General features: G+C 71.9%; 17 protein-coding genes. 3 read left to right on the forward strand and 14 right to left on the reverse strand.

Translation table 11 applies throughout. The features are described 5' to 3' along the window. Window positions 1-18 precede the first annotated feature (18 nt). Both Asi03nite_RS29325 and Asi03nite_RS29330 read left to right on the forward strand, forming a co-directional pair. On the forward strand, window positions 19-624 hold the full coding sequence (locus tag Asi03nite_RS29325) for a DNA mismatch repair protein MutL (RefSeq protein WP_203683726.1): 606 nt from the start codon (window positions 19-21) through the stop codon (window positions 622-624). A 165-nt stretch (window positions 625-789) separates the two neighbouring features. After that, window positions 790-2,736: a M4 family metallopeptidase gene (locus Asi03nite_RS29330; RefSeq protein WP_203683727.1), complete on the forward strand. Its 1,947-nt coding sequence runs from the start codon at window positions 790-792 to the stop codon at window positions 2,734-2,736. Window positions 2,737-2,815: 79 nt separating this feature from the next. On the opposite strand, the gene Asi03nite_RS29335 is transcribed toward Asi03nite_RS29330, so the two are convergent. Continuing rightward, the gene (locus tag Asi03nite_RS29335; protein WP_203683728.1) at window positions 2,816-3,145 is read right to left on the reverse strand and encodes an ArsR/SmtB family transcription factor; all 330 of its coding nucleotides are present in this window, start codon (window positions 3,143-3,145) and stop codon (window positions 2,816-2,818) included. Between the two features lie 222 nt (window positions 3,146-3,367). Between Asi03nite_RS29335 and Asi03nite_RS29340 the strand changes: the two genes are divergently transcribed. After that, on the forward strand, window positions 3,368-3,739 hold the full coding sequence (locus Asi03nite_RS29340) for a hypothetical protein (protein WP_203683729.1): 372 nt from the start codon (window positions 3,368-3,370) through the stop codon (window positions 3,737-3,739). Here the strand turns inward: Asi03nite_RS29340 and Asi03nite_RS29345 are convergent. From Asi03nite_RS29345 to Asi03nite_RS29405, 13 genes are all read right to left on the reverse strand, one after another. Then, complete coding sequence (locus Asi03nite_RS29345; protein WP_203683730.1) at window positions 3,708-4,301, reverse strand: GNAT family N-acetyltransferase; 594 nt, start codon at window positions 4,299-4,301, stop codon at window positions 3,708-3,710. The genes Asi03nite_RS29340 and Asi03nite_RS29345 overlap by 32 nt on opposite strands. A 79-nt stretch (window positions 4,302-4,380) precedes the next feature. After that, entirely contained in the window at window positions 4,381-5,427 is a 1,047-nt protein-coding gene (locus Asi03nite_RS29350; protein WP_239103018.1) for a baeRF2 domain-containing protein, read from the reverse strand. A gap of 261 nt (window positions 5,428-5,688) precedes the next feature. Then, the gene (locus Asi03nite_RS29355; protein ID WP_203683732.1) at window positions 5,689-6,561 is read right to left on the reverse strand and encodes an NAD(P)-dependent oxidoreductase; all 873 of its coding nucleotides are present in this window, start codon (window positions 6,559-6,561) and stop codon (window positions 5,689-5,691) included. Then, on the reverse strand, window positions 6,551-7,540 hold the full coding sequence (mgrA, locus tag Asi03nite_RS29360) for an L-glyceraldehyde 3-phosphate reductase (protein WP_239103023.1): 990 nt from the start codon (window positions 7,538-7,540) through the stop codon (window positions 6,551-6,553). The genes Asi03nite_RS29355 and mgrA overlap by 11 nt, the downstream gene beginning before the upstream one ends. A gap of 104 nt (window positions 7,541-7,644) precedes the next feature. Beyond that, window positions 7,645-8,247, reverse strand: coding sequence for a hypothetical protein (locus Asi03nite_RS29365; RefSeq protein ID WP_203683734.1), 603 nt, complete (start codon window positions 8,245-8,247; stop codon window positions 7,645-7,647). Beyond that, entirely contained in the window at window positions 8,247-9,509 is a 1,263-nt protein-coding gene (locus Asi03nite_RS29370; protein WP_203683735.1) for a hypothetical protein, read from the reverse strand. Before Asi03nite_RS29370 ends, Asi03nite_RS29365 begins: the two co-directional genes overlap by 1 nt. Next, window positions 9,506-10,306: an ABC transporter ATP-binding protein gene (locus Asi03nite_RS29375; RefSeq protein WP_203683736.1), complete on the reverse strand. Its 801-nt coding sequence runs from the start codon at window positions 10,304-10,306 to the stop codon at window positions 9,506-9,508. Before Asi03nite_RS29375 ends, Asi03nite_RS29370 begins: the two co-directional genes overlap by 4 nt. Before the next feature lie 4 nt (window positions 10,307-10,310). After that, entirely contained in the window at window positions 10,311-11,114 is an 804-nt protein-coding gene (locus tag Asi03nite_RS29380) for a cupin domain-containing protein (protein WP_203683737.1), read from the reverse strand. After that, complete coding sequence (locus Asi03nite_RS29385) at window positions 11,111-11,665, reverse strand: RNA polymerase sigma factor (RefSeq protein ID WP_203683738.1); 555 nt, start codon at window positions 11,663-11,665, stop codon at window positions 11,111-11,113. Before Asi03nite_RS29385 ends, Asi03nite_RS29380 begins: the two co-directional genes overlap by 4 nt. Window positions 11,666-11,793: 128 nt before the next feature. Continuing rightward, a complete protein-coding gene (locus Asi03nite_RS29390; protein WP_203683739.1) occupies window positions 11,794-12,597 on the reverse strand; it encodes a sugar phosphate isomerase/epimerase family protein in 804 nt (267 codons plus the stop codon). Further along, window positions 12,594-13,736 (reverse strand): dihydrodipicolinate synthase family protein, encoded by a 1,143-nt coding sequence (locus Asi03nite_RS29395; protein WP_203683740.1) that lies wholly within the window; start codon window positions 13,734-13,736, stop codon window positions 12,594-12,596. The genes Asi03nite_RS29390 and Asi03nite_RS29395 overlap by 4 nt, the downstream gene beginning before the upstream one ends. A gap of 1 nt (window position 13,737) precedes the next feature. Further along, a complete protein-coding gene (locus Asi03nite_RS29400; protein ID WP_203683741.1) occupies window positions 13,738-14,886 on the reverse strand; it encodes a Gfo/Idh/MocA family protein in 1,149 nt (382 codons plus the stop codon). 473 nt (window positions 14,887-15,359) lie between these two features. Further along, window positions 15,360-19,304: a bifunctional nitrate reductase/sulfite reductase flavoprotein subunit alpha gene (locus Asi03nite_RS29405; RefSeq protein ID WP_203683742.1), complete on the reverse strand. Its 3,945-nt coding sequence runs from the start codon at window positions 19,302-19,304 to the stop codon at window positions 15,360-15,362. Between the last annotated feature and the right edge of the window lie 126 nt (window positions 19,305-19,430).

Below are 19,430 nucleotides of genomic sequence, written 5' to 3' on the forward strand. Positions count from 1 at the left end.
ATAGGACCAGGTGAGAGGATGGGCGTCGTGCGAGCTTCCCGTTGGGTCCCGGTGACCGGTTGGTTCGTGGCCACCGCGAGCAGCATCGCGCTCTCCTGGGTGGCGCTGCTCCCGGTGCTCAACGCCGCTCGCGCCGACGTCGGGGCGCTGCCCGACATCGATCAGGTGCCGGCTGCCGACGTGGTCGCCCCGATCTCGGAGCCGCCATCCGTGGCCCGGCAGTCGCCGCCGGCCGGCTCGCCCCGGGCGACGACGAAGAAGCCGCAGACGTCGTCCGCCACCACCACCGCGCCGGTCCGGACCACGCCGGCGACGACCGCGCCCACGACCAGGCCGGCGACCACCACAGAGGACGGTTGGACGGTCACCACCGGCGGCGACGGGGTCCGGACCTACCTCCGCTCGTTCACCGTCGAGGGTGGGCAAGCGGTGATCAAGATGACCGGCGAGGGCGTCGTCTCCCTGGTCACGGCCACTCCGGCGGACGGTTACTCGGTGCAGAAGACACAGAGCGCCCCGAGTGATCTGGCGGTCTACTTCAACGAGACCAACCACAGCTTCATCATCCGCGCCATCTGGTGGAACGACGCGCCGTTCGCCGAGGTGAACGAGATCGGGTCGTAGAAATCCGGTAATTGGTCACGCTCTCCGCGCCGAGCAAGGGTTTTCCCTGATTCGGCGACGTTCGTCGATGCTTAACGTCTCACCACAAGTCATCCAGGTGTGACCCATCGTCCACGGACGGTCTAGCCCCGCCCGCCAACCCCCCGGGCGGGAAAGGAGCAGTGCGTGAAATCCCGTACACCTGTCGTCGTCGCTGCGGTGGCCGCAACCGCGGTCGCCTCGGTGGCCGTGGCGCTCACCAACCCGGCAACCGCCCAGCCCAGCGTCGCGGCGTCACCCGCCGCGGCGGCGGCCGCGGCCGCCTCCTCGCTGTTCGCCGCCCGCCCGGCGGCCCTGCACACCGCCGCGGACGAAACCTTCGTCCAGCATGACGTGATCTCCACGGACAACCTCCAGTACGTGCCGTACGACAAGAGGTACAAGGGCATCCCGGTGATCGGTGGCGACGGCGTCGTGGTCACCGACCTGGCCGGGCAGGTGAAGTTCACCTCCGTGGCGCAGGACGCGCCGCTCGGCGCGATCAGCACCACCCCCACGCTGAGCGCCGCCGACTCGCTGAAGATCGCCAGGGGCGAGCTGAAGACGGTCGCCACCGTCGAGGGCACCAAGCTGGTCGTCCTGGCCACCACCGGCACGCCGGCGCTGGCCTGGGAGTCGACCATCAAGGGCACCGGCGCGGACGGCCCGAGCCGGCTCACCGTCGACGTGGACGCGACGAGCGGTCAGGTGCTGCGGACGTACGAGCACGTCACGGACGTGGCCGGCACCGGCACCGGCTGGATCAACGGCTCGGTCGGCCTGGACACCACCCTCTCGGGCAGCACGTACAGCCTGAAGGACCCGAGCATCCCGTCGCTGACCTGCCAGGACGCGTCGAACAACACGACCTTCAGCGGCCCCGACAACGTGTGGGGCAACGGCACCGGGACCAGCAAGGAGACCGGCTGCGTCGACGCCTTCTACTCGGCGCAGAAGGAGAAGGCCATGCTGTCCACCTGGCTGGGCCGCACCGGCTTCACCAGCAGCGGCGGCGCCTGGCCGATCCGGGTCGGCCTGAACGACCAGAACGCGTACTACGACGGCACCCAGGTCCAGATCGGAAAGAACACCGCCGGCCAGTGGATCGCCTCCGCCGACGTGCTGGGCCACGAGATCGGTCACGGCATCGACGACAACACCCCGGGCGGCATCTCCAAGAGCGGCACCCAGGAGTTCGTCGGCGATGTCTTCGGCGCGGCCACCGAGGCGTTCGGGAACAACCCGAACGACCCGCCGGACTACCAGGTCGGCGAGGAGGTCAACCTGGTCGGCAGCGGCCCGATCCGGTACATGTACAACCCGTCGCTCGCCGGTGACGACAACTGCTACTCCAGCCGCACCCCCACCCAGGAGGTGCACGCCGCGGCCGGGCCCGGCAACCACTGGTTCTACCTGCTCGCCGAGGGCACCAACCCGGCCAACGGCCAGCCGGCCAGCACCCGGTGCTCCGGCTCCGGCGCGATCACCGGGGTCGGCATCCAGACCGCCACCAAGATCTTCTACAACGCGATGCTGATGAAGACCTCCAGCTCGTCGTACCTGAAGTACCGCACCTGGACGCTGACCTCGGCCAAGGCCCTGGACAGCACCTGCGGGCTCTTCAACACCACAAAGGCCGCCTGGGACGCGGTGAGCGTGCCGGCCCAGTCCGCCGACCCGACCTGCACCGGCGGCGGCACCGGCTCGCCGACCCCGTCGTCGAGCACCTCGAACCCGCCGACCGGCAGCTGCTCCGGCACCAACGGCACGGACGTCACCGTTCCGGACGCCGGCTCGGCCGTCTACAGCGACATCGCGATCAGCGGCTGCGCCCGCAACGCGTCGTCGACCTCGACGGTCGCGGTCAACATCGTCCACACCTACCGCGGTGACCTGCGGGTCGACCTGGTCGCCCCGAACGGCACGGTCTACAACCTGAAGGCCACCTCGTCGACGGACAGCGCCGACAACGTCGCCACCACGTACACCAAGAACCTCTCCGGCGAGGCGGCGAACGGCACCTGGCGCCTCAAGGTCCAGGACGTCTACTCCTCGGACACCGGCTACATCAACAGTTGGACGCTCACCCTCTGACCCGGTAGGTGAGCACGGAGGGGCGCTGCTTCGGCGGCGCCCCTCCTTCTTCCTTCCGGTCCGGCCGCCGCGGGCCGGGTCACTCCTGGGCGCGGAGTTCGACCAGGAGGCCGTCGCGATCGGTCAGCACCGCGCCGAGGATGCGGCGGCCGGCGGCCAGCAGGTCGGCGACGTCCGGAGTGCCCAGGGCGTACATCACCAGCGCGCCCTCCCGGAACGAGGCAACGACACCGGCCCGGCGCAGCACCGCGAGCTGCTGGGACAGATTCGACGCCTCGACGTCGATCTCGGCGAGCAGGTCCCGGACCGGTCTCGGGCCGTCCTGCAGCAGTTCCAGGACCCGGATCCGGACCGGGTGACCGAGAGTCCGGAACATCTCGGCTTTCGCCTGGTACAGCGGCACTGACACGGCGGACCCCTCCAGTCATTCACATCGACCGACGCGGGGAATGCGACCCCGGTCACGCGTCCTGCCGGGCTTCTTCAGTTGCGAAAATCCGCAACTCGCTCGATCTCTGGATCCAGCATGCGAGCTGGTCGACCGTCCAAGCCGGACATCGTGTGCGACGGCAGACCGGCTGGGTCGGTGACAGTCGACGTCGATCGGAGCGAGCCATTGGAGGAACCCGAAATGCCGGACATGGACGTAGCCCTCAAGGACGCGATGCAGATCGACGGCGCCATCGGCGCCGCTCTTGTCGACCGCAGCAGCGGGATGGCCCTCGGCGTCGCCGGAGGAGACCGCAACTTCGACCTGAGCGTCGCGGCGGCGGCGAACACCGAGGTGATCCGTGCGAAGTTGCGCACCATGGAGATGCTCGGGCTGCGCGAGAACATCGAGGACGTGCTGATCACGCTCGACTCGCAGTACCACCTGATCCGGCCGTTGACCGGCCGGACCGGGCAGGGGCTGTTCATCTACCTCGCGCTGAACAAGGACCGGGCCAACCTGGCGCTGGCCCGGCACCAGCTCAAGCGGATCGAGTCGAGTCTGGATATCTGAAGAAGAACTCATCGGCGAGCATCGCGAAGTCCACCTCGGTGCTCCACTCGCCCTTGAACAGCTCGTTGCGCACGAGCCGGGCCTCCTGGCGCATGCCGAGGCGGCGCAGGACCCGGGCGGACGGCTCGTTGCGCTCGTCGATCCGCCCGATGATGCGGTGCAGCCTCAGCCCTCCGAAGCCGAGCCGCAGCATCGCCAGAGCCGCCTCGGTGGCATAGCCCTCACCGGCGAACTCGGGGTTCAGCACGTAGCCGATCTCGCCGCCGCGATGCTGGCGGCTGTGCCAGAACAGGATCACGTCACCGATCAGCCGGCCGGTCCCGCCCAGCTCGATGCCGAGGGTCAGCGACTGGCCCTCGTCGGTGAGCGCGGTCGTGGCCCAGTGCGTCGCCAGCCGGTCGGCGATCACCTCGGGGGTCATCGGCTGGAACGGAACATACCGGCAGACGTCGGGGCGGCTGCGGTACGCCAGCAGCGCCTCGGCATCGGCCGCGGTGAGGGGACGCAGCAACAGGCGCTCGGTCCGGATCGGGTACGCGGGGCGCAGCTCGTCAGGCGACACGCGATCATCCTGCCATCGCGTGCCGCCGTTCGCACACCCGTTCGAGTTATCCACAGCCTGTGCGCACAGCCTGTGGGTATCACCTCCGCGCGTCGGCGTACCGCAGCAGCGCCGCCACACCACCCTCCAGGTCGTGCTCGTCCGGCCCGACCAGCATGATCGACGCGTCCGTGCCGGCCAGCGCCCGCAGCATCGCGGCATCCGCCCGGACCAGCGCCGGTTGCGCGATCCCGGACTCGCGCAGCAGCTCCGGATCGTCGCTGAGCTCGTGCGGGTTCGGCCCGATCCACAGGTGCTCGGTGGAGGACGGGTCGTCGATCATCAGCAGCGTGTCCACCTGCCCCCGCGACAGGTAGGTCACCACCTCGGAGAGGCCGTTGCCGGCCGCGCCACCGTGCGCCAGCTGCGACCGGAACCGGTCCAGCACGTCCTGCCGGTGCGCCTCGGCGCGCTCCGCGACGGCCAGCACCGTGGCGTCGTCCAGCGCGCCCTGCGCCCGGCCGGTCACGTCGGTCTCCACCACCCGGTCCCGCCAGCGGTCCGGCAGCTGCGCGATCAACATCGGGCGCGACTTCGCCTCCCCGGCCACCAGCACGATCTCCGGGCCGGTCCGGTCGGCCAGCTCGGTCACCGCGTCGGCCACGTCGCCCGCGTTGCGCCGCCAGGTCAGCTCGCTGTTGTGCTGGAACTTCAGGGACGCCCAGCCGCCACCCGGGAACTTGTGCAGCGCGAAGTCCGCGCTGCCCGGGATCTCGTGATGCCGGACCAGTTGCCCGGTCACCGCCGAGTCGATGGCGCCGCCGGTGTGGTCGACCGTCACGCGCAGGTAGTGGATCTCCTCCTCCATCTGGGCGATCATCGGCATGGCATGCGGCAGGACGTCGTACACCGCGTTCTCGGCCGGTGGCGCGTTCAGCGCCTGCCGCATGACCACCTCGCCGGCCGTCGCGAAGAGCGCCAGCCCGTGCCGCCCCGGACGAGCCGGGCGGTCCAGCACCGCGTCCTGCAACGCGCGCACGGTGAGCGGATCGCAGCCGGCCTCGGCCAGCGCCTCCCTTGCTCCTCGCCAGCGCAGCTCGACCGCCTTCGCGGCGTCCTCGGTCTCCCGGGATGTGTCGATATACACCGAAGCCCACGGTCCGGGGCGTTCGTACAGTGGGCGGAGCATAGCTAGTCGCATGTCCAGGCCTCCTGGGTCGTCGCTCTGGGCCTGCCCGGTTACCCCCTCGAAGGGGCTCTCAACCGGGCGCTCGGCCGCGGCAGGGCGGCCGCGAGAACGATGTCCGACGGATCGCCCGTCCGGTGCTCGCCGAACGCCACGGGGAGGAGCGGCCGCGGCTCTCCGGCCGGCCGGACCAGAGGTGTCCACCGGCCGGAGGTCGCGTCGCTATTCCTCGAAACTCGCGTAGTACGAGGCGGCCATGTCCTCGTCGCCGTGCCCCTGCTCGGCCGCGCGGCGGAACCGTTGCGCACCGGCGGCCGTCGCGTCCAGCCGGACCCCGTGATCGGCGCCGGCACCGACGATCAGCCGCGCGTCCTTCTCCGCGGTGACCACCGCGAAGCTCGCCGGGGTCAGCCGGTCCTCGAGGATCGCGGCGCCCTTGGCCCGCAGGTAGCCCAGGTCCAGCGGGCCGCCCTCGATCACCCCGAAGAAGTCCGCCGGGTCCACCCCCAGGCCCTTGGCCAGCGCGAGCGTCTCCGCGGCGCCGTGCGTGACGGCCAGCACCCAGGTGTTCGCCACCAGCTTCAGCCGGGTCGCGGCGCCCGGGTCGGCACCGGTCCAGACGGTGCGCGAGCCGATCGCCGCGAAGACCGGCGCCACCGCGTCCCGGTGCTCCGGCGGCCCGGCCGCGAGCACGGTGAGCTGCCCGGCCTCGGCCGGCTGCCGGGTGCCCAGCACCGGCGCGTCGAAGAAGACCAGCCCGTGCTCGGCGGCGGTGGCGGCCAGCTCGGCGATGTCCGGCAGGGCGGCCGTGGTGGACTGCACCCAGAGGGCCCCGGGGCGCAGCCCGTCCACCGCCTCGGCCAGCACGGTGCGGACGGTCTCACCGTCGTAGAGCATGGTCAGGATGACGTCGGCGCCGGTGACCGCCTCGGCCGGGCTGTCCGCGACGTGCGCCCCGTCCGCGGCGAGCGGCTCGGCCTTGTCCCGGTGCCGGTTCCAGACCCGGACGGCGTGCCCGGCCCGCGCCAGGTTGCGGGCCATCGCGGCACCCATGATCCCGGTGCCGAGGACTGCGACGGTGAGCTCAGAAGGCACTGGACCCCGCCCACAGGTTGATGCCGGACTCGGTCGCGTACTTGTCGATCTCGGCCAGCTCGTCGGCGGTGAACGCGGTGTTGCCCAGCGCGGCGAGATTGTTTTCCAGCTGGGCGACGCTGCTCGCGCCGAGCACCACAGAGGTCATCCGCGGGTCCCGCAGCGACCAGGCGATCGCCATCTGGGCCAGGGTCTGCCCGCGCCGCTCGGCGATCGCGTCGAGCGCCCGGATCTTGCCCAGGTTCTCCTCGGTCAGCCAGGCCGGGGTGAGCGACTTGTCCTCGGTGGCCCGCGAACCCTCCGGCACGCCGTTCAGGTAGCGGTCGGTGAGCATGCCCTGGGCCAGCGGCGAGAACCCGATGCAGCCGGCGCCCTCGCGCTCCAGCACGCCGAGCAGGTCCTCCTCTATCCAGCGGTTCAGCATCGAGTACGACGGCTGGTGGATCAGCAGCGGCGTGCCCAGGTCACGCAGGATCGCGGCGGCCTCGGCGGTCCTGGCCGGCGAGTACGACGAGATGCCGACGTAGAGCGCCTTGCCGGCCCGGACCGCGGCGTCCAGAGCGCCCATGGTCTCCTCGAGCGGGGTCTCCGGGTCGAAGCGATGCGAGTAGAAGATGTCCACGTAGTCCAGGCCCATCCGCTTCAGGGACTGGTCCAGCGACGCGGTGAGATATTTCCGGGAACCGTGGTCGCCGTACGGCCCGGGCCACATGTCGTATCCGGCCTTGGTCGAGATGACCAGCTCGTCCCGGTACGGCCGGAAGTCCTCGGCGAGCAGCCGACCGAAATTGATCTCAGCCGACCCGTACGGCGGGCCGTAGTTGTTCGCCAGGTCGAAGTGCGTGACACCGAGGTCGAACGCGCGGCGCAGCACCGCGCGCTGGGTCTCGATCGGCTTGTCGTCGCCGAAGTTGTGCCACAACCCCAGCGAGATCGCGGGTAGTTTCAGGCCGCTGCGCCCGGTGCGGCGGTACTCCATGGCGTCGTATCGGGACGGCGCGGCTGCGTAGGAAGTCACCGTTGATTCTTATCGCAAAACTTCCCGGCCGGCTCCCGGAGCGGAAAGCCGGCCGGAACGGGCCCCTAGACGGTGATCTCGGTCATCGCCCGCCGGGCCGGGCCGGCGAGCGTGTAGGCGAGCAGCCCGGAAGCGGCCAGGAGCAGCGCCGTCACCATGGCCGGCGAATTCCCCGGGTCCTGCCCCTGCCAGGTGAGGGCCTCGGCCAGGCGGTTGCCCGAGCCGGGGAACACGATCGCCGCCAGGGTCCAGCCCAGCGGCAGGAACCAGGACCGCGCCGGACTGATCACGGTGGCGCCCAGGGCGGTCAGGCCGAGCAGCCCGGCCGTGTCCCTCGCCACCAGCAGCGCGGGGCTGAACCGTGCCGGGGTGACCAGCGTGACCGCGAGCAGACCGGCCACGAACAGGAACGCCGCCAGCACGTGGGCGGCCCGGCGCGGCGCCCAGGCCAGCGCCGCCGTGCGGTCCAGGGCGCCGTCCGGGCTGACCAGCGTGGTGGTGAGCGCCGAGACCGTCAGCAACACCGTGAGCACCACCATCGGCGCGCCCACCTGGCGGGTCGTCGAGGTGACCAGCCACAGCGACCACATCAGCGCCGCGCAGGCCCCGGCCACGGCCAGCGCCATCGGGGCGTGCCGGGAGCGCAGGTACAGGATCAGCCAGCGCATCACTTGCACCCCACCGCGGCGTCGCGGATCGCGGTCACCCGGGCCGCCGCCTCGCCGGCGGGCAACTTGCCCAACTCCCGCCAGCGGATCAGGGCGTCGGCGGCGACGTCCGGTTCCTCGGCCACCGGCGTACGCCCGATCAGCCAGTAGGCGGCCGCGAGCGTGTCCGCCCAGTCCGGCCCCTTCTCGCAGTCGTACGACCGGGCGAACACCCCGGTCACGATCTTCGACGTGAGGTCGCCGGTCTTGCCGCCCCGGATCGTGACCAGCGCGACGTCGGCGGTCCGCGGGGCCGGGACGTACGGCAGGTAGGTGGTGGTGTCCTCGTGCACCCGGGAAGGCATGCCCGGGAGCTTCGCCAGGACGGTCAACGCCTCCCGCGCCTGCGGGACCACCTCGGGCAGCAGCCCCTCGTGCACCCGGCTGACGCACACCCGCGGCTCGTCCCGCGCGCAGACCAGCTCCTTCGCCACCGGATCGACCGCGTCGACGACGAGCCGGTCGTGATGCGGCATCACCGTGATCGCCAGCACGGCGCCGAGCGCCACCGGCAGCAGCGCCGCCACCCGGACACGCCAGCCGCTGGACGCGAACAGCAGCAGCCCGGCCAGCGCGAGCGCGGCCAGCCAGATCGCCTGCGAGACGCTGACCCGGCCGGGCACCGTCGCGTAGTCCTCCGGCAGGTTCATCTCGTAGATCGGCGAGAAGACCAGCGCCAGCCAGCCCTTGGGCCGGGTGGCGGCGGGGATGGTCAGCAGCACGCCCAGACCGGCCACGGCCACGGCCGGCGCGGTCACCAGCCAGGGCAGCAGGTGGCCGGCCGCCATGCCCAGCCAGACACCCGCGACCAGCGCCAGCGCGCCGACGGCGGTAACTGCCGCCACCTGTGGCGGCAGATAGTGCGCGGTGCTCACGATCGCCAGCCCGCCCACCAGGCCCATCAGCAGGTAGCCGGCCACGATGGTGAGGGCCATCGCACCGACCGTCGGCACCACCCGCGATGCCCGGGGCCGCGGTGTGCTGGCGAACAGCTCGGTCACGTTCGACTGCCGCTCGCGGCGGCCCTGCCAGGCGCCGGCCGCCAGCGCCAGCGGCCACAGCAGCGCGAGGTACAGCCGCTGCGCCATGACGAGCTGCATCCAGCCGGCCGACCACTCCGCCTCGGCCACCAGGTACAGCAGCGCGACACCGACGGCCAGCAGGATCAGCGCGGACCCGGGGGCCGCGGACCGGCGCAGCTCGATGCTCAGCGCGCGGCTCACCGGCCGGCCTCCGCCCGGTGCCGGCGCAGCAGCGCCGAGTAGCCCCGTTCGGCGGGGCTGTCGCCGGCGTCGCCCGTGCCGCCCCGCGCGATCAGGTCGTCCGGGGTGCCCTGGTAGACGAGCCGGCCCTCGTTCACCATCACCACGTCGGTGCACGCGGCCACGACGTCCTCGACCAGGTGGGTGGAGACCAGCACACAGCTGTCGACGCCCAGGTCGCGCAGCAGCTCACGGAAGTCGAGGCGCTGCTCCGGGTCGAGGCCGACGGTGGGCTCGTCGAGCAGCAGCACCTCGGGGTCGTTCACGATGGCCTGGGCGATGCCGGCCCGACGGAGCATGCCGCCGGAGAGGGTCTTCATCCGCTTGCCGGCCCGGTCGGCGAGACCGACCCGCTCGATCGCCCGCTGCACGGCGCCGGGCACCGCGGCCTTCGGCATCTCCTTGAGCCAGGCCATGTACTCGACGAACTCCCGCACGGTGAAGCGCGGGTAGAAACCGAACTGCTGCGGCAGGTAGCCGAGCCCGCGGCGGATCCGCCGCAGGTCGGCGCGGCCGTCCACGGACTCGCCGAGCAGGCTCAGTTTCCCGCCGGCCGGCGCCAGCACGGTGGCCAGCGCGCGCATCAGCGTGGTCTTGCCGGCCCCGTTCGGGCCGAGCAGGCCGTGGACGCCGGTGCCCAGCGCCAGGTCGAGCCCGTCGACGGCCAGGTGCCGGCCGGCGCGGACACGCAGTCCTTCGGCGTGCACCGCCCACGGATGGGTGGTGGGTGCGGTCTCCGCCGCGCTCACCATACGCATGGTCTCAGCTCCTCGGGGTCAGGCGGGAAAAGCGGTCGGCCCTGGTCAGGGCGAAGACGGCGGAGACGACGGTGATCAGCGCCCAGACGCCCAGGCTGCCGGGTCGCAGCAGGGCCGGCAGGTGGGCGGTGAGCAGCGCCGGCAGCGCCATCAGCAGCCCCCACCCGGTGGCGAGGCCGATCACGGCGCGGCGGACTCCGACGAGAGCACCGAGCGCGATGGCCGCCGTGGTGAAGGCCAGGCAGGGCAGAAGAGCAAGAGCAAGGGATTCGCCGGTACGGTCGGTCGCCAGGCCCAGCACCGGGACGATCACGGCCAGCACCGTCGCGGTCCGGCGCAGCAGCAGCGGGAGGCCGGCCGCCGGAGTGCCGGCGATCAGCTCCCACGCCGGGTCGGCGCCCCGGCTCCAGGCCACCGCCACCCCGGGCAGCGGCGCCACCGGGGCGAGCAGCAACACCAGCGACGGCAGGCTCGGCCGCAGCGACTGGAGCAGCACCGCGCAGACCAGCACCGTGGCCGTCATGGTGAGCCACGGCGCCAGCTGCCACACCAGCCACCGGTGGCGGGCCGGCGACCAGCGCCGGCGCCGGCGGACCGGGTCGGGACCGGCCGCGATGCCCTGATCCACCCCGTTGCCCACCCGTTCGAGCAGGGCCAGGACGTCGTCCGGCGTGCTGCCGGCCAGGCGTGCCCGGCAGTCCGCGCACTCCTCCAGGTGGACCTCGACCGACCACACCGTGGCCTCGTCGAGACCGGCGTCGCCGGCGGCGTACCTGGTGATCGCCGAGGGGCTGGGGTGCCCGGTCATGACAGCGCCTCCCGCAGTGCGATCCGGGCCCGCCGGGCCTTGGACTTCACGGTGCCCTCCGGCACGCCGAGCAGCAGCGACGTCTCCCGGACCGACAGGCCGTCGAGAACCATCGCCCGCAGCACCTGCCGTACGTCGGCGGGCAGGGTGAGCAGCGCCTGTTCCAGTTCCTGGCCGACCCGGCCGGCCATCACCTCGTCCTCGGCGGCGGGCGCCGGTGCGGGCGCCACGGTCAGCTCGACAGGTATCTCCCGCCGCCGGGCCCGCCGGCGGAACGCGTCGACCAGCCGGTTCGCGGCGATGGTCCAGAGCCACCCGAGCGCGCTGCCCGAGGTGGCGGTTCCGGCGAAGTCGCCGGCCGCCCGCCAGACGGCCAGGTACGTCTCCTGCATCACGTCGGCGACCACGTCCGTGTCGGCGCACCGGCGGCGCAGCCGGACCGCGAGCCAGGGCGAGGTACGCCGGTACAGCTCGTCGAAGGCGCGCCGGTCGCCGGCCGCGGTACGGCGGACGAGCTCCGCCTCGTCGGCCGCGTCCAGGCTTCGTCTCACACCCTGCAAGACGACGGCACCCGGCCGGCGGTTCCCGAGCCGGAGTGATGTGAGTCACAAGAAAGCCGGCCCACGCTCAGCGGGCCGGCTTCGCCGTCCATCCGCAGTCCGTCGCTCCGGAAGCGAGCTCACCGCCCACGGAACGAGCGCTCGAAGGACGTCATCGTCGCGGCCAGGACGTCCCGGCCCGGGCGCTCCCACAGGTCCGCGTTCATCACCTCGACCTCGATCGGCCCGCGGTAACCCGCCTTGTCCACCGCGTCGTGGAAGGCCCGCATGTCGATGCAGCCGTCCCCGGGCAGGCCCCGCCCGGTGAGCACCCCGGCCGGCAGCGGCGTGATCCAGTCCGCGAGCTGGTAGATCGCGATCCGGTCCCCGGCGCGGGCGATCTTCTCCAGCACGGTGTCGTCCCACCACAGGTGATACGTGTCGACGGTGACCCCGACGTGCTCCGCGGGATGCCGCTCGGCGATCGCCAGCGCCTGGTCCCAGGTGCTGATCACGCACCGGTCCGCGGCGTACATCGGATGCAGTGGCTCGACGGCCAGTGTCACCCCGGCCGCGGCAGCGTCCGGGACCAGCCGCCCGATCGCGTCCGCGACGTGCTCCCGGGCGCCGGCCAGGTCCCGGGAGCCCTCCGGCAGGCCGCCGGAGACCAGCACCAGGACCGGCGCCCGTAGCGCGGCCGCCTCGTCGATCGCCCGGCGGTTGTCGTCGAACCAGCCGGGCAGCTGGAAGAAGCCGCTCCGGCAAAGCGTGGTCACGCGCAGACCGGCGTCGCGGACCAGGGCCGCGGCGCGGTCCAGGCCGTACTCGGCGACCGGCTCCCGCCAGAGCGCGACCTGGTCGACTCCGGCCGCGACGCAGCCGGCGACCATCTCGGGCAGGGTCCACGGTTTGGCGGTGATCTGGTTGAAGGAGAACCGGCTCATCCCACTGTCACCTCGAAGAATCGACCGGCCCGGTGTGCCGCCAGCTCGGGGTCGGGAAGCAGGCCGGCCGCGTCGGCCAGCTCGATCAGCCTGGCGAAGTGCGGCACCGAGCGGCCCGACTGCAGGCCGCCGACCATGGTGAAGTGCGACTGGTGACCGGCCAGCCAGGCGAGGAAGACGATGCCGGTCTTGTAGTAGAACGTCGGTTTCTCGAAGATGTGCCGCGACAGCGGGACCGTCGGGGCCAGGATCCGGTCGTACCCGTCGAGATCACCCCGGTCGAGGGCGGCGAACGCGGCGGACGCGGCCGGGGCGATCGCCGCGAAGATGCCGAGCAGAGCGTCCGAGTAACCCTGCTCGTCGCCCCGGATCAGCCGCGGATAGTCGAAGTCGTCGCCGGTGTAGAGCCGGACGCCGGCGGGCAGCCGGCGGCGCAGCCGGATCTCGTGCTCGGCGTCGAGCAGAGAGATCTTGATGCCGTCGACCTTGGCCGGATTGCCGTTGATCAGCTCCAGCACCGTCTCGGTGGCCTTGTCCACGTCGGACGAGCCCCAGTAGCCCTCCAGAGCGGGGTCGAACGCGGTGCCGAGCCAGTGCAGGACGACCGGCCGGTCGGAGATCTCCAGCAGGGCGCGATAGGTGGCCAGGTAGTCGTCCGCGTCGCGGGCGGTGCCGGCCAGGTGCCGGCTGCACATCAGCACCGGCACGGCGCCCGCCGCGGAGACGTCGGCCAGCTGCTCCTCGTACGCCGATCGGATCTCCTCCAGCGCCGCCGGACCCGGCGGCAACTGATCGGTCGCCACCCCGGCCACGATCCGCCCGCCCACCGCGGCCGCCTCGGCCGCGCTGCGCCGGATCAGCTCCCGGGTCGCGGCGTAGTCGAGGCCCATCCCGCGCTGCGCGGTGTCCATCGCCTCGGCGACCCCGAGGCCGTGCGACCAGAGGTGGCGGCGGAAGGCCAGGGTGGCCTCCCAGTCCAGGGCCGCGGGCGCGCCGGGCGCGTTGTCCGCCCGCGGATCGGCGACGACGTGCGCGGCGGCGAAGGCGACCCGGCTCGCCGGCGGACCATCCGGCCGGGCCCAGGCAGTGCCGGCGCCGAGCGTCAACCGGCGGCCGGAAGGCAGGTTCACCACCGCCATCTCAGGCTCCCCCCAGCTCGATCCGGCGGCCCTCGCGCGCCGACCGCAGCCCCGCCTCGGCGAGCCGGACCCCGCGCGCGCCCGAGGCGAAGTCCCAGTGGAACGCCTCGCCGGCCACGACATGCCGGAGGAACGCCTCCCACTGCACCTTGAAACCGTTGTCGAACTCCTCGTTGTCGGGCACCTCGCTCCACTGATCGCGGAAGGACTCGGTGGCCGGCAGATCCGGGTTCCAGACCGGCTTGGGGGTGCCCGCCCGATGCTGGATGCGGCAACGGCGCAGGCCGGCGACGGCGCTGCCGTGGGTGCCGTCGACCTGGAACTCGACCAGCTCGTCCCGGTTGACCCGGACCGCCCAGGAGGAGTTGATCTGGGCAACGATCCCGCCCTCCAGCTCGAAGATCGCGTACGCGGCGTCGTCGGCGTCCGCGGCGTACTCCTCGCCGCGCTCGTCCACCCGCGTGCCGATGTGCGTGGCCACCGTCGCCTGCACGCCGCGGACCGCGCCGAACAGCTCCTCCAGCACGTAGTTCCAGTGCGGGAACATGTCCATCACGATGCCGCCGCCGTCGGCCAGCCGGTAGTTCCAGCTGGGACGCTGAGCGGTCTGCCAGTCGCCCTCGAAGACCCAGTAGCCGAACTCGCCGCGCACCGACAGGATCCGGCCGAAGAAGCCGCCGTCCACCAGGCGCCTCAGTTTGCGCAGGCCGGGCAGGAACAACTTGTCCTGCACCACGCCGTTGCGGATGCCCGCGGAGGCCGCCAGCTCGGCCAGCTCCTCGGCGGCGACCGAGCTCTCGGCGAGCGGCTTCTCGGTGTAGACGTGCTTGCCGGCCGCGATCGCCTGGCGGATCGCCTTCTCCCGCCGCTGGGTCACCTGCGCGTCGAAGTAGATCTCCACGTCCGGCCGGGCCAGCGCCGCGTCCAGGTCGGTGGTCCACTCGGTGAGGCCGTGCCGCGCCGCGATCGCGGCGAGCTTGTCGGGGTCGCGGCCGACCAGGATCGGCTCGGGCCAGATGTGGCCGCCGCCCGGCAGGGCCACGCCGCCCTGCTCACGGATGGCGAGCAGGCTGCGGACCAGGTGCTGCCGGTAACCCATCCGGCCGGTCACTCCGTTGATCACGATGCCGATCGATCTGCGCGCTGCCATGTGCGGTTACCTCCGGATGTTTGCGGAAAGCGCTTTCCCGCTGTTGGCAGCGTAGGATGCCGAAGTCCTTGGGCGCAATGGGCACCCCGACACTTCGATACGTTGAGTTTTCGGCTCAGCGCTGGCAGCGCCCTTGAGCGCCGGCCGGTCCGGTCACCGGAGCCGTGTCCCGGGCCTCTCACCGCCGGCGGACGGTTCCCGACTGGTCACCAGCGGCCTGTCCCGGGCCTCTCACCACCGGCGGACGGCTCCCGACTGGTCACCAGAGGCTTGTCCCGGGCCTCTCACCGCCGGCGGACGGCTCCCGACTGGTCACCAGCGGCTTGTCCCGGGCCGTGAGGCACCTCCCACCGCCGGCCACACCCCGCGTCCCCGGCGCACGGGAAGAAACCGACCGCCCTCGACGCTAGGCTAGAGCGCCGGGAACGGCCGCGCGAGCGCCCACCGGACACCGGAGCCCACGCCTCGCCGTGTCAGTAGACGTCCCGGACGTAGCGCTTGTCGGCGGCCAGCTGTTCGAGATGAGCGGTCGCCGCCTCCGGCGACAGGCGCCCGTGATGCACCGCGATCTCGTGCAATGTCCGATCCACGTCCTTGGCCATCCGGCTGGCGTCGCCGCACACGTAGAAGTGCGCGCCGTCCTGCAGCCAGGCCCACAGCTGCGCCCCCTGCTCCCGCATCCGGTCCTGGACGTAGATCTTGGTCCGCTGATCGCGGGAGAACGCCAGATCCAGCCGGCTGAGCGTGCCCGCCGCGGACAGCGCCGCCAGCTCCTCCTGGTAGTAGAAGTCGGTCGCGCGCCGCTGCTCACCGAAGAACAGCCAGTTCGCCCCGGCCGCCCCGGTCGCCTGCCGCTCCTGCAGGAACCCCAGGAACGGCGCCACCCCGGTGCCCGGCCCCACCATGATCATCGGCGTCGACGGGTCCGCGGGCGGGCGGAAATGCGGCGCCTTCTGTACGAAGAGCGGCACCCGCAGGTCCGGCCCGGCGTCGGCCAGATGCGTCGAGCAGACGCCCTTGCGACCGCGGCCGAGCAGGCTGTCGAAGCGGACCACCGACACGGTCAGGCTCACCCGATCCGGGTCGAGCAGCGGCGTCGAGCTGATCGAGTACAGCCGTGGCCGCAGCCGCTTCAGCACGCCGGCCCACTCCTGCGCGGACGCCCGCACACCCTGCTCGGCGATCAGGTCGACGGCCTGCCGGCCCCACGTCCACTTGGCCAGCTCACCCTTGTTGTCCGGCCGCAGCAGCGTCTTGAGCTGGGCGTCACCACCGCGTTCGACGGCGAACCGGAGCAGGTCCGTGGTGATCCTGGTGATGTCGAGATGCCTGCTGAGCGCCTCGGCGAGCGGGATCATGCCGACCTGGTCGAGCTCGACAGCGGCGTCCGCGGTGAGCCCGGTGACGGTCAGCCACTCCTCGACCAGCTCGGCGTCGTTGACCGGCCAGACGCCGAGCGCGTCGCCGGCCCGATAGTCCAGCAGCCCGCCGGTGTCGAACGTGAACCGGCGCACCTCCTTGGCCGAGCCGGCGCCGCTGAGCAGGCGGTTCCCGATCAGCGTGGCGGTCACCGGGGTGGCCTTGGTCGGCGCCGGGACCGGCTTGGCGGTCAGTGCCGTGACGACCGACTCCAACCAGCCGGCCGCGGTCTCCTCGAAGTCCGGCTCGCAGTCGGCGCGCGCCGCCAGCCGGACGCCGCCCAGCTCGGCGAGACGCTCGTCGAGGCGCCGGCCGTGTCCGCAGAAGTCGTCGTAGCTGGAATCGCCGAACGCCAGCACCGCGAACCGGCGGCCGTCGAGCCGGGGCGCGCCGTCGCCGGACAGCGACTGCCAGAACGCGGCGCCGTTGTCCGGCGCGTCGCCGTCACCGAACGTGCTGGTGACGACGAGCAGATCGGCGCCGGGGTCGAGCAGTTCCGCGGCTGTCGCGTTCATCTCCCGTACCGAGATCTGGTGTCCGACCCTGGAGAGTCTCGCGGAGAGCCCGCGCGCGAACTCCTCGGCGTTGCCGGTCTGCGACGCCCACAGGATCTGCAGCCTCGGCCCGCTGGGCCTCGGCAGCTCGGCACCATCTGCCGGTACGGCGGAGAACACGCCCGCGAGCAGCCCGTTGACCCACATCGCCGTGTCCGCGTCGAACGGCGCGCCGGCCGGCAACGTCGGGACGCCCGGTCGCGCCGGCGGCAGTCCGGCCAGGAATCCGGCCAGGTAGCGACGCTGCCCGTCGGTGAGCGCCGGCGGTTCGGGGTCGAGGCCGAGCAGGTCGTGGATCCGGTTGCGGTCCGGCTCCGCCTTCTCTGGAACCGCCGTGGCGGCCACTTTGGAAAGGGCCACCGCGCACACCTTCAGCTCCGGCTGGAAACTGAGCGGATCGACCGCGTCACTGGTCACCGCGTTGACGCTGACGTATTCCCCGAACAGGTCGTTCCAGTGGAAGGGGGCGAAGCACGCGCCAGGCACCACCCGGTCGGTGACCACCGCCGGCAGCACCGCCCGCCCCCGCCGCGACTCGATCTCCACCTGGTCACCGTCGGTGATTGCGTACGCCGCTGCGTCAGCCGGGTTGATCTCCACGAACGGGCCCGGGTTGAGCTTGTTGAGCTTGGCGATCTTCCCGGTCTTGGTCATCGTGTGCCACTGGTGCTGCAGGCGGCCGGTGTTCAGCACGAACGGGAAGTCGTCGTCGGGCAACTCGGCCGGGTCGAGATGCGGCCTGGCGTGGAAGACGGCCCTGCCGCTCGCGGTGGGGAACCGCAGATCGCGGTACCGGATCGGGTTGCGGTCCGGTCCGCCGGGCGCCGCCGGCCACTGGACCGGGCCTTCGGCCAGCCTCTCGTACGAGACCCCGCGCAGGTCGTAACCGGTCTGGGGGTTGGCGAACCGTTTGATCTCGTCGAGGATCCGGGCGCTGCTGTCGTACGAGAAATCGTCTCCGAAACCCATCGCGACCGCGACCCGGGCGATCAACATCCAGTCCGGCAATGCCTCGCCCGGGGTGTCGGCGACCGGGTGCACCAGGGTCAGATTCCGCTCAGAATTGATCATGATGCCGTCGGTCTCCGACCACATCGCGGCGGGCAGCGCGATGTCCGCGTACGCGTTCGTCTCGGTCTCCGCGAACGCGTCCTGCGTGATCACCAGCTCGGCGGCCTCCAACCCGGCGATCACGGTCTTCCGGTTGCCGACCGAGGCCACCGGGTTCGTGCAGACGATCCAGCAGGCCTTGATCTCGCCGGCCGCCATCCGCTCGAACATCTCGACGGTGCCCCGGCCCACGTCGGTGCGCAGCGTTCCGCCGGGCAGTCCCCAGACCTGCTCGGTGAACTCCCGGTCGGCGGGGACCAGCACCGAGCGTTGACCGGGCAAGCCCGGTCCCATGTAGCCCATCTCCCGGCCGCCCATCGCGTTCGGCTGGCCGGTCAGCGACAGCGGGCCGCTTCCGGTGCGGCAGATCGCGCCGGTCGCCAGGTGCAGGTTGCAGATCGCGTTGGTGTTCCAGGTGCCGTGGGTGCTCTGGTTCAGCCCCATGGTCCACAGGGTGACCCAGTTCGCGGCGCCGCTGATCCACTCGGCGACGGTGCGGATGTCCGCCTCCGGCAGCCCGGTCAGCTCGGCCACCCGGGCCGGCGGGTAGTCGGCGAGCAGCTCCGGCATCGCCTCCCAGCCCTCGGTGTGCTCCGCGATGAAGTCCTCGTCCTTGTCGACGAGGCGGAGCAGCCCGTTCAGCAGCGCCAGGTCGGTGCCCGGGCGGATCTGCAGGAAGAGGTCGGCCCTGTCGGCGGTCGCGGTGCGGCGAGGATCGACCACGATGAGCTTGGCGCCGGCCTTGACCCGGTCCATCATCCGCAGGAACAGGATCGGGTGGCAGTCCGCCATGTTCGCGCCGATCACGAAGAAGACGTCGGCGTGGTCCAGGTCGTCGTAGGAGCCGGGCGGCCCGTCGGCGCCCAGCGACAGCTTGTACCCGGTGCCCGCGCTGGCCATGCACAGCCGCGAGTTCGACTCGATGTTGTTGGTTCCGATGAAGCCCTTGACCAGCTTGTTCGCCAGATACTGAGCTTCCAGCGTCATCTGGCCGGAAACGTACATGGCGAAGGCGTCCGGGCCGTGCTCGTCGACGATCGCCCGGAGCCGGCGCGCGGTCTCCGCGATCGCCTGGTCCAGGGGCTGCTTCTCCGGCTCCGCCCCGCGCTCGCCGCGGACCAGCGCGTAGTCCAGCCGGCTGCCCGCCGCGAGCAGGTCCGCGCTGGTGGCGCCCTTGGTGCAGAGGCGGCCCGCGTTCGCCGGATGCTCGCGGTCGCCGCTCGCCCGCAGCACCCGCCGCCGCCCGTCGGCGTCCCGGGCGACGTCGAGCACCATCCCGCAGCCGACGCCGCAGTAGCCGCAAACGGTGCGCACCTGGGTGACATCGCCGGCCACAGGCAGATCCCTTCCGTCCGACGGGTCGTCCTCGAACGGTCACGCTAGGAAGTCGCCGTTACCGTACTGTCACCGGAGAGTGCTTCGCCAGTTACTCGATCCTCACGACGGGTGCGCCGAGGTTGT

This window comes from Actinoplanes siamensis, assembly GCF_016862395.1.
Classification (GTDB): Bacteria; Actinomycetota; Actinomycetes; order Mycobacteriales; family Micromonosporaceae; genus Actinoplanes; species Actinoplanes siamensis.